This is a genomic window from Nonomuraea sp. NPDC049750 (assembly GCF_040659625.1).
Classification (GTDB): Bacteria; Actinomycetota; Actinomycetes; order Streptosporangiales; family Streptosporangiaceae; genus Nonomuraea.
On record NZ_JBFANB010000016.1, the window covers coordinates 21,040 to 34,060 of the forward strand.

A 13,021-nucleotide genomic window follows, 5' to 3' on the forward strand; every position below is an offset into this window, starting at 1 on the left:
TTTCGAATCAGCCTTTGTCATTACGGACCAGGGGAAGGGTCTGCTTGATGGTGGTTTCCTGCTCGGTCCAGTACGTGGCGTACTCCTGACCGGACTTGTAGACGGTGCCAAGGCCGAGATCCTTCATCTTGGCGACGACCGCCGGATCCTCGATGGCCTTCTTCAACGCCGCCTCGATCTTGGTACGCACCTCGGCGGGCACCCCCGCCGGAGCCGCGTAGCCGCGGGCGGTCGCCTGCTCGACCTGGTACCCCTGCTCGGCGAAAGTGGGCACATCCGGCAGGAACGGACTGCGCTGCCCCGACATGACGCCGAGCACCTTGATCTTGCCCTGGGCGACGAGGGGCTTGACGTCGCTGACGTTGCCGACGTACGCGCCGACGTGCTTGCCCAGGAAGGCGGCGATGGCCGACGCGGCGCCCTCCGAGAAGTGCACGGGCGCGAACTGCGCCCCTGTCTTCTGCTGGATGTCGGCCAGCGCGAAGTGCTCGCCGGTCTGCACGCCCGTGGTGGTGACGGTGATGCTCTTCGGCTTGGCCTTGACCGCTTCGATCAGGTCCTTCAGGGTCTTGTACGGGCTGCCGGGGTCGACCCCGACGAGCATCGGGTCGAGGACCTGCATGCCGAGCGGCTGGAAGCTCTGCCGCGTGTAGGTGGCGCCCCGGCTCGGGTCGAGGGGCGAGACGACGATGGACGGCGAGCCGGTGGCGCCGATGGTGTAGCCGTCCGCCTTGGCCTTGCTGAGCGCGGTGTAGCCGATCTGGCCGCCGGCACCCGGCCGGTTGAGCACCTCGACGTTCGTACCCAGTTCCTTCTCCAGCATGGGCGCGACCACGCGGGCCGCCGCGTCGACGGCCGCGCCGGGCGCGAAGGAGACGATCAGGGTGATCGGCTTCCCCTTGCGCGGCCAGGCGCCCGCGGCCCCGCCGGCCTGCTGGGCACCGCACGCGGCGAGCGCTGTCGTCACGGCTACGGCCATGACTGCGATCTTGAGTCTCACGATGGCTCCTCTTTCTCGGGGGGTGACGTTCTGGTCAGGCTTCGGGATCTTCGGTCAGCGCGGCGGGCTTGCGCAGTCGCAGCAGCGGGCTCGCCGCGATGACCAGCGCGACCACCAGCAACACGACGCTGATCGGACGGGTGAGGAAGACGGTGAAATCGCCCTGGGACAGCTCCAGCGATTCGCGCAGGGAACGTTCCATGAGCGGCCCGAGCACGAGGGTCAGCACCAGGGGCGCGAGGGGGATGTCCAGGCGGCGCAGCGCGAGGCCGAGCAGCCCGAAGGCGACCATCACGAAGACGTCGAAGACGGTGAAGTTGATCGTGTACGCGCCCACCACCATGAAGGTGAGGATCATCGCGGTCAGCACCGGATACGGGATGCGCAGGATGGACGTCCACACCCCGACCAGCGGCACGTTCAGCACCAGCAGGATGACGTTGCCGACGAACAGGCTGGCGATGATCCCCCAGGCGACGTCCGCGTGCTCGGCGAACAACGTGGGACCCGGCGTCAGCCCTTGCTGCAGGAAGGCGCCCATGAGCACGGCGATCGTCGGCGAGGCCGGGATGCCGAGCGTGAACAGCGGCACGAGCGCGCCGTTCGCGTGCGCGTTGTTCGCCGTCTCCGGGCCGGCGACGCCCTCCACCGCGCCCGATCCCAGCTCGGCGCGGTGCCTGCCGAACTTCCGCTCCGCGCCGTAGGCGAGCAGCGAGGAGACCGAGCCGGTCATCCCCGGGATCAGCCCGAGCGCGAACCCGATGCCGGTGCCTCTGGCGATCGCCGGCACGCTGCGCCGCAGGTCCGTACGGCCGGGCAGGAGCGCCCGCAGCCCTGGCGCCACCGCCTTGGCGGTGCCGCCCTTGGCCGCGCCGAGGATCTCCGACAGCCCGAAGAGGCCGATGATGACGGCGACGAAGTTGATGCCGTCGAGCAGCCGATCGCTGCCGAAGGTGAACCTGGGCGCCCCGCCCACGGGGTCGATGCCGACCATGGAGATGAGCAGGCCGAGCACGCCGGAGATGAGCGCCTTGGTCATGGAGCGGCCCGCGAGCGCGACAAGCAGCGAGATGCCGAGCACCATGAGCGCGAAGAACTCCGGCGGCCCGATCCGCAGGCCCAGGTCGCCGAGCGGCTTGGCCGCGACGACGAGCCCCGCCGTGGCGACGGTGCCGCCCACGAACGAGCCGAGCGCGGCGATGGTGAGCGCGACTCCCGCGCGGCCCTGCCTGGTCATGGCGTAGCCGTCGATCGTGGTGATCGCGGAGGCGGCCTCGCCCGGTGTGTTGAGCAGGACGCTGGTGATCGTGCCGCCGTACTGGGTGCCGTAGAAGATGGCGGCCAGCATGATGATGGCGCTGGTCGGGTCCAGGTTGAGGGTGAGCGGGATGAGCAGCGCCACCCCGGCGACGGGGCCGATGCCGGGCAGGACCCCGATCAGGGTGCCGAGTGTGCAGCCGATGAAGGCGTACAGGAGGTTCTGCGGCGACAGAGCCGTCGACAGACCGCCGAGCAGGTCGGACAGGACGTCCATCACAGACCCCATCCGGCGAGGAACGGGATCGCCGACGGCGGCAACTGCACCATCAGGCCGTGCTCGAAGCCGTAGAAGACGCCCGCGCTGCCCACCAGGGCGAGCACCAGCGACAGCGCCCAGCTTCGTCCCGCCCGCCATTTGAGGTGGAACATAAGGAACAGGAACATGCTGATCTGGTAGCCGAGCAGGTCCATGACCGCCGCCAGGACCACGAGGCTGACCAGCACGGCGACGGCGTGCGGGACGTCGGTCCGGTCACCCGGCGCGGCGTCGGCGCGCCCCGCGCGGATCGACTGGAAGAACCACGCGACACTCAGCGCCCCGAGCGCCACACCCAGCACGAACGGGAAGAACCCCGCCCCGGGGCCGAACGAGGACCACAGACCCAGGCTCAGCGACTCGATCGCGACATAGACCGAGAGGGCCACGAGGGCGGCCTGCGCCCCCGTTCTCAGCCGGGCGTCAGCGGACGGCGCCGCTGGTTCCGGATGGTCGGGAGGGTGCTGGGCGAGCGCGGGTTCGTGGCTCATGGGGGTGTGGCCGCCTTCCAATGCTTTTCACTGTGTGAAAAGGCTTTTCATTTCCCGACAAGCGTGCTGGGTGGCGGGATGGCATGTCAAGGGTTGCGCGGAGGTTTCCGGCTTTGGACCACCATGTGACATCACCCGCAAGGGCGGCCATCCGCCCAGGTCAACCGGCTGATCTACCGATTCAGGATTAACGAGACAGCCCAGGGAAACGGACAATAGAGACAAATCACTCGGACGCTGAAGGAACGCCAATGGCTGACATCGATGTTCCGATCTGGGCCGCCCGCCTGAGGGTCCTGCGCCGTGGACGGCTGTGGAGCCGCGACGAGCTCGGGAGACGGCTGGCCGACACGGCGGACGAGACGACGCGTGATCAGCTGCCCGCACCGGAGGCGCTCAGCTCGATGATCCGGCTGTGGGAGACCGGAGAGCGGCGGCTCGACGAGTCGCACGCGGAGCTGCTCTGCCGGGCGTTCGGCGTGGACGAGGCGGACCTGTTCGTCGGGGACGCGGCCGGCACCACACGGTGGCACTACGTCACGAACATCCCGCTCCAGTCGGGGATGTTCAGTGCCGAGGAGGAGGAGCGTACCGGCCGGGCGATCGAGGCGCCCCAGCGCGCCGATGACGGGACGGTCCGTTACTTCAGGACCCTCCTCGACGCCTACTCCCGGACCGACCTCCGCCCCGCCGACCTGATCAACGCGCTGCGGCCGGTCTTCGCCGGGATCGAGGAGTTCCACCGCGACGCCAGTACGCCGATCAGGCGGGCCTTCCTGGCGCTCGCCGCGGAGAACGCCGAGCTGATCAGCCGCATGCACCACGAGGCCGGCGACCCCGACGGGGCGCTGACCTGGTCGGACGAGGCCATCCGCGACGCCCGTGAAACGGCGGACGCGCTGCTGGAGGCGTACACGCTGGCCCAGCGGGGCGGCCTTTCCGACACCACCGGCGATCCCGGCCGGCTTGTGGACCTGGCCATCGCGGCCCGCGAACGCGCCGAACTTCCGCCGCGGATGGACGCCTTGTGCCGACATCACGAAGCGCAGGGCCACGCCCTGGCCGGCGACGTGGACATGTGCCATCGCCGCCTGGAGGAGTCGGCGCAGTCGCTGGAGGAACCGGGCGAGGACCCGCCCTACCGGTTCGACTGCTCGGCCGAGGCGCACAACGCGCTGTGCGCCGGGTGCCTCATCGACCTCGGTCAGGCCGGTGGCGCGATCGAGATCCTGGAGCTGGGACCGCCGAAGGCGCAGCCGACGTACGCCGTCGCCTACGCCCTGGCCCGCATGGCCCACGCCTACGCCGACGCCCATGACAGGGAGCGCTCGGCCGAGGCGGCCCGTCAGGCACTCGCCCTGGCCAGGCGGAGCGGCGCGTCGCGCGCCCTGCGCGAACTCGCCAGGGTCCAGCGCCCTCGCCAGTACGCGGGGCACCGACGCATCCTGCTCTAGTCGCTCTAGTCGCTCTAGTCGCTGTGGCCGCTCAGCCGCCATCGCCGTGGTCGCTCAACCGCCGCCGTAGTCGCTTCATGACCGCCGCCATTGGTCGCTCAGCGGGGCGGTGGTTGGCGGATGCGAGTAATGAGTTCTTTTCTCTTTACTAGTTTCGAACCAGTGAATTCCCAGGCTTTGCTGGAAGGGTGTTCTCGGGGGCGCGACGACCGAGAGCGACTGCCGCCTGAGACACCTTTCAGGGGGCCGTCATGGCTAGTTCTCGAATCGTTTTCTCGCTCTCACTGGTCGCGGCGATCGCGCTGGTGGCGCTGGTACTCGGAGTGGTGGGAGGCCGGGCGACGAGCACGGCCGGACACGCCGCGGGCGGCGGCGCGGGCGGGCTGGCGAGCGGCAAGAAGATCGATGTGATCATCAAGGCGAGCGATTCCTCGTTCTGGCAGACGATGATCGCCGGGGCCAAGCAGTCGGGCGGGGATTTCGGGCTCAATGTGAGCACGTTCGGCCCGACCTCCGAGACGAACATCGACCAACAGGTACAACTGGTCGAGAACTCCATCTCCCGGGGCGTTGACGGGCTGGTCATCGCGCCTAATTCCTCCAGCGCCCTGAACTCGGCGATCGACCGGGCGCGCAAGGCGGGGCTCAAGGTCATCACCGTGGACAGCCGCGTGACCACCCCCTCGGAAGGGTTCATCGGCACCGACAACGTCAAGGCCGGGACCCAGGCGGGCAAGCGCATGTGCGAACTGCTCAAGGCGCAGAACAAGACGAGCGGCACCGTCATGATCGAGTCCTCGGTGGCCGGCATCCAGTCACTCGTCGATCGGGACGCCGGATTCAAGCAGGGCATCACGAACAACTGCCCGCAGGTCAAGGTGGGGCTGCAGCGCTTCAACAACAACGACATCAACACCGCGGCGTCGCAGGTCAACGACGCGCTGACCGCCAACCCGAACCTGGCGGGGGTCTTCGCCGACAACAACACCTCAGGTGTCGGCGCGGCTCGGGCGATCCAGGACAACCACGCCGCCGCGACCGTCCCCGTCGTGGCCTTCGACTCCGACCCGCAGGAGAACGCCGCGCTCGCCGCCGGCACGATCGACGCGCTGGTGGTGCAGAACCCGTACTTCTTCGGCTACCAGGGTGTCCTGGCGGCCGGGATGGCCACGGTCAACCGCATCCCGCCGCGTGACATCGACCCCGGAGCGGTCGTGGCCGACAAGGGCAACATGACGGCGCCGGATGTGAAGCAACTGCTCCACCCGCCGACGATGAAGGCGGAATGATGACCGCGCCGGTCGTCGAGCTGCACGGCGTCTCCAAGGCGTTCGGCCCCGTCCAGGCTCTCAGCGACGTCTCGCTCCGCTTGGTCCCCGGCCAGGTGAACTGCCTGGCCGGGGAGAACGGCGCGGGGAAGTCGACCCTGATCCGGGTGCTGACGGGTGCGCTGCGCCGCGACAGCGGCAGCTACGAGATCGACGGCCGCCCGGTCACCGCGCCGACCCCGGCATCGGTACGCGCGGCCGGCGTCCAGGCCGTCTACCAGGAGCTCAGCCTGCTCCCCCACCTGTCGGTCGCGGAGAACCTGTTCATGGGCCGCCTTCCGGCACGGACCGGGATCATCGCCAGGAACCAGCTGGAGACCCGCGCCAGGAAGGCCCTCGACGAGGTCGGCCTGACGGAGCTCAGCCCGCACGCGATCGTGGAGCGCCTTCCGGCGGCCACCCGCCAGCTCGTGGAGATCGCCAAGGTGCTGACCGCGGACTCCGTCAAGGTGATCGTCTTCGACGAGCCGACCACGGCGCTCACCGAGGCGGAGTCGGAGCGCCTTCTCCAGCACATCCTGCGGCTGCGCGAGCGCGGCATAGCGATGCTGTACGTGACGCACCGGCTGGAGGAGATGTTCGAGATCGGCGACTGGGTGACCGTCCTGCGGGACGGGGGCCTGTCCGAGGCCGGGCCGATCAGCGGGTACGACGAGGACCGGCTGATCACCGCGATGGTCGGCCGGGAGATCAGCTCGCTCTATCCGGAGACCCACCGGCACGCGGGGACGCCCGCGCTGCGGGTCCGGGGCCTGCGCCGGTTCGACCGCTCGCCGAGCATCGACCTGCACGTCGGGGAGGGCGAGATCCTCGGCATCGGCGGGCTGCTGGGGGCGGGACGGAGCGGGCTGCTGCTGTCCATCTTCGGCGCCGCTCCCATCGTGGCCGGTGAGGTGGAGGTCAGGGGCAAGTCGGTGAAACCGTCCGGGCCGCGCACGATGATGAACGCCGGGGTAGGGCTCCTCACCGAGGACCGCAAGGTGCTGGGGCTGCTGCCGGAGCTGTCGATCCGGGAGAACGTCACCATCGCGAGCCTGCGCAGCGGCTCTCGCCGAGGGCTCCTGCCCGGCCGCGAACAGACCGAGGAGGCGGACCGGCTGCTCGACAGCCTGCGGCTGCGCGCCGGTTCGTACGACCAGCCGGTGTCGACGCTGTCCGGCGGCAACCAGCAGAAGGTCCTGCTCGCCCGGTGGCTGCTCACCAAGCCGAAGGTACTGATGTTCGACGAGCCCACGAAGGGCATCGACGTCGGGGCCAAGGGCGAGCTCTACAACGTCATCGGTGACTTGGCGGGCGACGGGCTGGGGATCATCGTGGTCTCGTCGTACCTGCCGGAGCTGCTGGGGCTCGCCGATCGCATCCTCGTGCTGCGGGACGGCGCGGTCGCGGGCGAACTTCCCGGAACCGCCACTGAGGAGGACGTCCTCCGTCTGGCCAGCGGCGCCGGGGGCACCGACCTCCCGGACGCCGAGCTCCCGGACGGTGAGCTCCCGGACGGTGAGCTCCAGAGCGGTGAGCTCCAGAGCGGTGAGCTTCCGAAGAGCGAGCTCCAGAGCGGCGGAGATGACCCAGGAGGGGTGAGCCGAGATGCCTAAGCTGGTCTGGCGCGAGCCGATCGAGACCACGACGATCACCAACAGGCCGCCCGGCGGCGCGACGGACGACGCGGCGGCGCTGGAGACGGTGCCGCAACCCAGGCAGGCGCCCGAGCCGACGGCCGAGCCGAAGCGGCGGGTCGTCACGCTGGGCGACATCGCCGGACGGGAGAGCGGCGGGCTCGTCGTCCTGCTCGTGGCGATCGGCGCCCTCACGCTCGCCAGCGACGAGTTCCTCACCGGCAACAACCTGGCCAACCTCGCCCGTCAGGTCGCCATCTTCGGGATCATCGCGATCGGCCAGCTCCTGGTCATCCTGACCGCCGGGATCGACCTGTCGGTCGGCTCCATCCTCGGCCTGTCCGGCGCCTCCACGGCGCAGTTCCTGGTCGCCGGTGTGCCGATCCTGCCGTCGATCCTGCTCGGCGTGGGCATCGGCACGGTGCTCGGGATCGTCAACGGCCTGCTGGTGACCAAGGCCCTGCTGCCGCCGTTCATCGCGACGCTGGGCATGCTCGGCATCGCCCGCGGCCTGGTCCTGGTCACCACGGACGCCCAGACCATTCAGGGTGTGCCGGACGCGTTCCAGACCATCGCCAACGGCACGATCCTGGGGATCCCCAACCTGCTCATCATCGCCGCCGTGGTCACCGCCGTGATGTGGTTCGTCCTCGCCCGGACGGTCTTCGGCCGCTACATCTACGCCGTCGGCTCCAACCCCGAATCGGCCCGCCTCGCGGGCGTCCCCGTCCGCCTGGTGACGATCTCCGTCTACATGATCTCGGGCCTGCTCGCCGGCCTCGGCGGGGTGCTGCTCGCCTCCCGTCTGGGAGCGGGCATCCCCACCGCCGGCACCGGTTTCGAGCTCAACGCGATCGCCGCCTGCGTCATCGGCGGCGCCAGCCTCTTCGGCGCGAAGGGCAGCGCGATCGGCGCCGCCACCGGCGCACTGATCATGGGCGTACTCAACAACGGCGGCAACCTCCTGGCGATCAACGCCTTCTACCTGCAGATCGCCATCGGCGTGCTCATCCTCGTCGCGGTGGGGTTCGACCAGCTGAACACCAGGCGATCGGCCGCCGGCGGTTGACCCCGCCCAGAGGGCCGGCTGTCACCAACCCTTCTGTTCTATGTCCGGGACGCTCACCACAACCGAGAAACCTGTCAGGTCAGCAGGAGGGTCTTGCCCAGGGTGTCGCGGTTCTCGAGGGCGGCGTGCGCTTCGGCGGCGTGTTCCAGCGGGAACGTCTGGCCGATGAGCGGACGGATCCGGCCGGCTACCGCCTCCTTCAGCACCCGTCCCACCCACGTCCTTCGATGTGGCTGGCCCTCGACAAGCTGCTCCATGCCGATCGCGGTCACCCCGCGTCGCGCCGCCTCGTCACGGTCGATCTCGGTGAACCCGCCGCCACCGGAGAATCCGTAGTTGGAGTACGTGCCGCCCGGCTCCACCAGGTCGAAGACGGCCCGGCCGAGCTCCCCGCCGACGCCGTCGAAGACCACGTCCACCCTGCCGACCTGGTCGAGCCAACCGGGCGTACTGTAGTCGACCACCACGTCGGCGCCGAGCTCCTTGACGGCCTTGAGCTTGCGGGAGCCACGGGCGGCGCCGATGACACGGGCGCCGGCGGCGTGGGCGAGCTGCACCAGCCCGCTGCCCAGGCCGCCGGCGGCGGGTTGGACGAACACGGTCGCGCCGGGCCGCAGGTCGACCCGGTCGAAGAGGGCCATCGCCGTGGAGCCGTCGTGGAGCAACGCCAACGCTTCCCGCGTCCCCAAGCCATCTGGGATCGGGATGAGGCTCTCCGGCGCTGTGGTGATCTGCTCGGCGTACCCGCCGTTCTCGACGTCGGCGAGGACCCGCCGGCCGATCCACTCCCGATCGACGCCCTCGCCGACCGCGCTGACCCGCCCCGCCGAGCCGACGCCTGGCACGTAGGGCAGTTGCACCGGGAAGATGTCACCGGCCTGCCCGCCGCGGATCACCGTGTCGATCGACAGGACTCCGGCGGCCTCGACGTCGACGACGACCTGGCCTGGCCCGGGGACCGGGTCCGGCACGGTCGTGATCTGAAGGACCTCCGGGCCGCCGAACTCCGCCACTCGTACAACTCGCACAGCTGCTCACTTTCCTCGCTTGACGACTACGAGGCCCAGTCTGGAACCTCAACTTCGGTAGAGGTCAAGCGCGGCCATTCACCGCTGACCGATCAGGGCCGCTACGCGTGGAGGTCGGCGAGGCGTTGCGCGGCGAGGGGGATCGCGCCGAGCAGGCCCGCGTCGTCGCCGAACTGGCGGGGACGGCGCGGGCTGCCCCGAAGGTTCCCTCCCCCAGCGCGGCCACGTTCGTGTTCCGTTCCACGCGTGACGCATCCCCTGACATCTGGTCGGGAAAGGCTTGATTTGTGAGATAGATCGCTCGTAGAGTCGGAATAGTGTCCCGTTAACTACGGTTAAGTGGTGCTGTGAGGTTCATCGTCCTGTCTGTGTGGCTTGTTGAGCGGCTGCACATCGATCTCTGTCGTCTGACCGGCTCCCTCTGTCGCTGACCGCGCTCTGACGAGCGCTGGATCCCCCGACCCCTCACCCGCCCCCCTTTCGCGTGCCTTCTTAGGCATGCCGTCTTTCGGAGCCTTCCTCATCGTGAAGAGATTCTCTTTTTCCCTGCAGTTGCTGCTGGGCCTGGTCGTGGGCGTGGCCCTCGGCTTCGCCGCCCGTATCTGGGACCTCGCCTGGCTGGCCACCACGCTCACCGAAGTCGGAAAACTCTTTGTTCAGCTGCTGAAGCTGGCAGTGCCGCCGCTGGTGTTCACCGCCGTGGTGGTCAGCGTCGCCAACCTCCGCAACGTCAACGGCGCGGCCCGGCTGGCGGGCAAGACGCTGTTCTGGTTCCTGGCCACCGCGCTGATCGCCGTCATCATCGGCATCGGCCTCGGTCTGATCATCAACCCGGGCCAGGGCATCACCCTGAACACGGCGGGCGCGAAGGCGCCCGAGAACGTCGGCACCTGGGTCGACTTCCTCACCGGCATCATCCCGACGAATATCGTGACGGCGTTCACCGAGCTCAACGTCCTCCAGATCGTCTTCCTGGGGATCGTCCTCGGCGCGGCGGCCATCGCGATCGGCGAGAAGGCCGAGCCGTTCCTCACCTTCAGCCGTTCCATCCTCGAACTGGTCCAGAAGGCGCTGTGGTGGGTCATCCGCCTGGCCCCCATCGGGACCGCCGGTCTGATCGGCAAGTCGGTCGCCACGTACGGCTGGGACCTGATCGCGCCGCTGGCCAAGTTCAGTCTCGGCGTCTACGTCGGCTGCTTCATCGTCCTGCTGGCCGTCTACCCGACGCTGCTCGCGGTGGTCGGCAAGGTCAACCCCATCACGTTCTTCCGCAAGGCGTGGCCCGCGATCGAGCTGGCCTTCGTCTCCCGCTCCTCGGTCGGCACGCTGCCGCTGACGCAGAAGGTCACCATCGAGCGCCTGGGCGTCGACCGCGACTACGCCTCCTTCGCCGTGCCGTTCGGCGCGACCACCAAGATGGACGGCTGCGCCTCGATCTACCCGGCGCTGGCGGCGATCTTCGTGGCGCAGGTGTTCAACGTCCCGCTGGGGATCGGCGAGTACCTGTTGATCGCGTTCGTCTCCGTGGTCGGCTCGGCCGCGACGGCCGGTCTGACCGGCGCGATCGTCATGCTCACGCTGACGCTGAGCACCCTTGGCCTGCCGCTTGAGGGCGTCGGCCTGCTGCTGGCCATCGACCCGATCCTCGACATGATCCGCACCGCGACCAACGTAGCGGGACAGATGGTGGTGCCGGTCCTCGTCGCTCGCGGCGAGGGTCGTCTCGACGAGGCGGTGCTCAACGCTCCCCCGCAGTCGCTCGACGAGGCTCCGGTGAGCGCGCCGCGCTCCTCGGGCGAACCGGCGATCGCCTGACCTCATGAAAAGACCGGGCGGCCCCCGCACAGGGGCCGCCCGGTTTTGCTATTCGGCGGCGCGCAGTCCGCGCATCATGGTGTCGAAGGCGTCGTCCCAGTGGCGGCGTGCCTCGTCGGTGCCACCAAGGGCGCCGCGCAGGTCGAGGCTGCACAGCCCGTGCGCGAGCGCGTTGATCCGCACGGCGAGGGCATAAGGCTCACCGGGCGCGAATTCGCCTTCCTGTACGCAGCGGGCCACGGCGGCGACGAGAGTGTCGAAGGTCGGCTGGATCAGCGCGGCCGTGGCGGCGTCGGGCTGGAAGGCGGGGATCGGCCGGCCGAACATGAGCTCGTACAGGTGCGGGTTGGCCAGGGCGTTGGTCCGGTAGGCGTGGCCGAGTGCGAGCAGGTCGGCGACCGGGTCGCTGGTACGAGGGACGGCGGCGAAGGCCTCGGCGAGGCGCTCGAAGCCGGCCAGGAACATCTCACGGACGAGGCCGGCCTTGTCACCGAAGAGCTGGTAGACGGCCGTGGTGGACACGCCTGTCTCCTGTGCGACCCGGCGGGTGGTCAGCGCGGCCGGGCCCTCTGCGGCCAGGAGCCGGCCGCCGGCGTCGACGAGTTCGTGCCGAAGCTCGCCGTAGTCACGATTTCTCGGTCTTGCCATGGGAGCGAGATTAGCATAACGTTGTTACATAACAACGGTTTGAAACCAGCTTCCGGGGGACTCTTACTATGTCTGACCTGCACGTTGTCCTTGGTGCCACCGGCGGGGTCGGCTCGGCCGTCGTCGCCGAACTCACCGCCCGCGGCCACCGGGTCCGCGCCGTCAGCCGGGGCGCCGCCTCCGGCCGAGACGGCCTCCGGGCCGACGTCACCACCACCGAGGGCGCCCTCGCCGCCTGCCAGGGCGCCGCGGTCGTCTACCAGTGCGCGCAGCCGAAGTACGAGCGCTGGGCCGAGGAGTTCCCCGGCCTCATCCGTACGATCCTGACCGGAGTGGAGGCCGCCGGGGCGAAGCTGGTCATGGCCGACAACTTGTACGTCTACGGACCCGTCGACGGCCACATGACCGAAGACCTCCCGCACGCCGCCATCACCCGCAAGGGCCGGGCCCGCGCCGAGGTCGACGAGTTGATCCTCGACGCCCACCGGTCCGGGCGGGTCCGCGCGACCATGGGGCGCGCCTCCGACTACTACGGCCCCGGAGGCGTCAACACCACCTACGGCCCGACCATCTTCGCCGCCGCCCTGGCCGGCAAGACCGCCCGCTGGGTCGGCGACCTCGACCAGCCGCACACTGTCGCGTACCTGCCGGACATCGCCGCCGGGCTGGTCACCCTCGGCGAGCGCGCCGACGCTGACGGCCGCTCCTGGCACCTGCCCGCCGCCGAGGCGATCACCGGCCGCCAGTTCCTCGACCTCGTGCGTGCCGCGGTGGGAGGCGAGCTGAAGACCGCCGGGCTGGGCCGGGGTATGCAGCGCCTCATCGGCCTGTTCAACCCCACCGTGCGCGAACTCGGCGAAACCTGGTATCAGCGCGACCGCCCGTTCATCGCCGACGACTCGGCCTTCCGTAAAGCGTTCGGACCGGTCGAGGTCACCCCGCACGCCGAGGGCATCGCCGCGACGCTCGACTGGTTTCGCCACAACGCCGGCTGAT

12 protein-coding genes are annotated in these 13,021 nt (G+C 69.5%); 7 read left to right on the forward strand and 5 right to left on the reverse strand.

Features of this window, described 5'->3' with window-relative positions; all coding sequences use genetic code 11:
- Positions 1-7 precede the first annotated feature (7 nt).
- Genes AB0J16_RS34490 through AB0J16_RS34500 form a run of 3 tightly spaced genes read right to left on the reverse strand, consistent with a single transcriptional unit; the run spans position 8 to position 3,067 of the window.
- Positions 8-1,000, reverse strand: a complete 993-nt coding sequence (locus AB0J16_RS34490) for a tripartite tricarboxylate transporter substrate binding protein (RefSeq protein WP_358547272.1) — start codon at positions 998-1,000, stop codon at positions 8-10.
- 34 nt (positions 1,001-1,034) lie between these two features.
- Entirely contained in the window at positions 1,035-2,534 is a 1,500-nt protein-coding gene (locus AB0J16_RS34495) for a tripartite tricarboxylate transporter permease (RefSeq protein ID WP_358547275.1), read from the reverse strand.
- The gene (locus tag AB0J16_RS34500) at positions 2,534-3,067 is read right to left on the reverse strand and encodes a tripartite tricarboxylate transporter TctB family protein (RefSeq protein WP_358547278.1); all 534 of its coding nucleotides are present in this window, start codon (positions 3,065-3,067) and stop codon (positions 2,534-2,536) included. The genes AB0J16_RS34495 and AB0J16_RS34500 overlap by 1 nt, the downstream gene beginning before the upstream one ends.
- Before the next feature lie 251 nt (positions 3,068-3,318).
- Here AB0J16_RS34500 and AB0J16_RS34505 point away from each other — a divergent pair, with 251 nt between their 5' ends.
- The 4 genes from AB0J16_RS34505 to AB0J16_RS34520 all read left to right on the forward strand — a co-directional run bounded on the left by AB0J16_RS34505 (position 3,319) and on the right by AB0J16_RS34520 (position 8,534).
- Positions 3,319-4,521, forward strand: a complete 1,203-nt coding sequence (locus tag AB0J16_RS34505; RefSeq protein ID WP_358547281.1) for a hypothetical protein — start codon at positions 3,319-3,321, stop codon at positions 4,519-4,521.
- A 251-nt stretch (positions 4,522-4,772) separates the two neighbouring features.
- Positions 4,773-5,810, forward strand: coding sequence for an ABC transporter substrate-binding protein (locus AB0J16_RS34510; RefSeq protein WP_358547284.1), 1,038 nt, complete (start codon positions 4,773-4,775; stop codon positions 5,808-5,810).
- On the forward strand, positions 5,807-7,444 hold the full coding sequence (locus tag AB0J16_RS34515; RefSeq protein WP_358547287.1) for a sugar ABC transporter ATP-binding protein: 1,638 nt from the start codon (positions 5,807-5,809) through the stop codon (positions 7,442-7,444). Before AB0J16_RS34510 ends, AB0J16_RS34515 begins: the two co-directional genes overlap by 4 nt.
- The gene (locus AB0J16_RS34520; RefSeq protein WP_358547290.1) at positions 7,437-8,534 is read left to right on the forward strand and encodes an ABC transporter permease; all 1,098 of its coding nucleotides are present in this window, start codon (positions 7,437-7,439) and stop codon (positions 8,532-8,534) included. Before AB0J16_RS34515 ends, AB0J16_RS34520 begins: the two co-directional genes overlap by 8 nt.
- Positions 8,535-8,608: 74 nt before the next feature.
- Here the strand turns inward: AB0J16_RS34520 and AB0J16_RS34525 are convergent, their stop codons facing one another.
- A complete protein-coding gene (locus AB0J16_RS34525; RefSeq protein WP_358547293.1) occupies positions 8,609-9,562 on the reverse strand; it encodes a zinc-binding dehydrogenase in 954 nt (317 codons plus the stop codon).
- 368 nt (positions 9,563-9,930) lie between these two features.
- On the opposite strand from AB0J16_RS34525, the gene AB0J16_RS34530 reads away from it, so the two are divergent.
- Both AB0J16_RS34530 and AB0J16_RS34535 read left to right on the forward strand, forming a co-directional pair.
- Positions 9,931-9,993 (forward strand): putative leader peptide, encoded by a 63-nt coding sequence (locus tag AB0J16_RS34530; protein ID WP_350655493.1) that lies wholly within the window; start codon positions 9,931-9,933, stop codon positions 9,991-9,993.
- Positions 9,994-10,087: 94 nt separating this feature from the next.
- Positions 10,088-11,377: a dicarboxylate/amino acid:cation symporter gene (locus AB0J16_RS34535; RefSeq protein WP_358547296.1), complete on the forward strand. Its 1,290-nt coding sequence runs from the start codon at positions 10,088-10,090 to the stop codon at positions 11,375-11,377.
- Between the two features lie 48 nt (positions 11,378-11,425).
- Here AB0J16_RS34535 and AB0J16_RS34540 read toward each other — a convergent pair whose 3' ends face one another.
- Entirely contained in the window at positions 11,426-12,025 is a 600-nt protein-coding gene (locus AB0J16_RS34540; protein ID WP_358547299.1) for a TetR/AcrR family transcriptional regulator, read from the reverse strand.
- A 68-nt stretch (positions 12,026-12,093) separates the two neighbouring features.
- Here AB0J16_RS34540 and AB0J16_RS34545 point away from each other — a divergent pair, with 68 nt between their 5' ends.
- Positions 12,094-13,020, forward strand: a complete 927-nt coding sequence (locus AB0J16_RS34545; RefSeq protein ID WP_358547302.1) for an NAD-dependent epimerase/dehydratase family protein — start codon at positions 12,094-12,096, stop codon at positions 13,018-13,020.
- The last annotated feature ends 1 nt before the right edge of the window (position 13,021 follow it).